Origin of the sequence: Halomonas sp. G15 (assembly GCF_021282295.1) — a bacterium.
GTDB lineage: Bacteria > Pseudomonadota > Gammaproteobacteria > Pseudomonadales > Halomonadaceae > Halomonas > Halomonas alimentaria.
Window position 1 is genome coordinate 1 of the sequence record NZ_JAJSPA010000082.1, and the last position, 1,546, is coordinate 1,546.

Sequence of the window (1,546 nt, forward strand, 5' to 3'; positions counted from 1 at the left end):
GTAACTATTCAGGTGGCTGCGGATGGGGTATCGCCAACCAGCTGATTTTTCTGGCATAGTGCACAGCATCATTCGGCACACCTATGCGGTGATATGACCATCAGCGATATCAACGTCGACGAGGCCCTGGAGCGGGTCCGGCAGCAGCTCAAGGAAGACCAGACGGTCTCGCCGTCGCTGCGTGCGGCCATCGATGTCCTGATGCTGCTGGTCAAGCTGATGGCCGACCGACTGGCCACCAGCAGCCGCAACAGCAGCAAGCCACCGTCCCAGGACCCCAACCGCCAGCGCCGCACGCGCGCCAAAGGCGAGCGGCGCCCCGGCGGACAACCGGGGCATGAGGGCAAGACGTTGGCGCCGGTGACGGACCCCGACGAGGTGGTCAAGCTCCGCGTCGATCGTCGGCAACTCCCCAAGGGGCGCACTTACCGCCCGGTGGGTGTTGAAACGCGCCAAGTGCAGGACATCGTGATCCAGGCCGTGGTCACCGAGTACCAAGCCGAGGTTCTTGAAGACGATAAGGGACAACGCTACGTGGCGCCGTTTCCCGAGGGTGTGACGCGGCCCATCCAGTATGGCCCTCGCCTCAAGGCGCATGTCGTCTATCTCTCCCAGTATCAGCTGTTGCCCTATGCCCGTATCCGCGAGTTGCTGACGTCCCAGTGCGGTCTGGCGCTGAGCACCGGCACCCTGTTTGCTTTCAACCAGGAGGCCTACCAGCGGGCCGAGGCGTTCGCCGAGTGGGTGATCCCGGCGCTACGCGAAGCGGCTACCGTGCATGCCGATGAGACCGGGATGCAGGTCGGCGGCAAGCGCTACTGGCTTCACAGTGCCTCCAACGAGGCCCTGACCTGGTTGGCCCCACACGCCAAACGCGGTCAGGAGGCGATGGACGCCATCGGCGTATTGCCCTTCGTGAATGGTGTGCTGGTGCATGATCACTGGAAGCCCTACTACCGCTACTCGGATTGCCGGCACGCCCTGTGCAATGCCCACCACCTGCGGGAATTGACGGCGGCCTGGGAGAACGATGGCCATGCATGGGCTAAGGCGCTGCATGACCTGCTGCTGGACATGCGTCGCGCCGTGGAGGCGGCGGATGGCAGGTTATCGGCCGATGAGACGCGCGCTTGGCGACAGCGTTACCGAGACTGTTTGGCAAAAGGGGACGCCGAGTGCCCACCGCCGGTCACACCACCCTCTGGAACACGAGGCCGGGTCAAGCGCACTAAGTCGCGCAACCTGCTGGAACGCCTCCGGGCGTACGAGGACGACGTGCTGCGTTTCCTCGACGACCCTGCCGCTCCCTTCACCAATAATCAGGGGGAGCGGGATCTGCGGATGACCAAGGTTCAGCAGAAGATCTCGGGCTGTTTTCGCTCCTGGGAGGGCGCTGAGATCTTCTGCCGCATGCGTAGCTTTCTCTCGACCGCCGTCAAGCAAGGGGTAGCGGCGCATACCGCACTGGAGCAACTGTTTGCGGGGGAGGTGCCAGCCTTCATGCAGCAAGAAGCCCCGACTCAGCCAACCGGTGCTGAATAGTTAC

At 63.6% G+C, this 1,546-nt stretch carries 1 protein-coding gene; it reads left to right on the forward strand.

The window, feature by feature from the left end:
• Positions 1-93 precede the first annotated feature (93 nt).
• Positions 94-1,542 carry an IS66 family transposase gene (tnpC, locus tag LWH48_RS18015; protein ID WP_110070791.1) on the forward strand — a complete coding sequence of 483 codons (1,449 nt, stop codon included), beginning with the start codon at positions 94-96 and terminating at the stop codon, positions 1,540-1,542.
• Positions 1,543-1,546 lie beyond the last annotated feature (4 nt).

Bases quoted from the DNA above. Each gene is read 5' to 3' on its own strand.
- tnpC (WP_110070791.1), top strand. From the start codon at position 94: ATGACCATCAGCGATATCAACGTCGACGAGGCCCTGGAGCGGGTCCGG.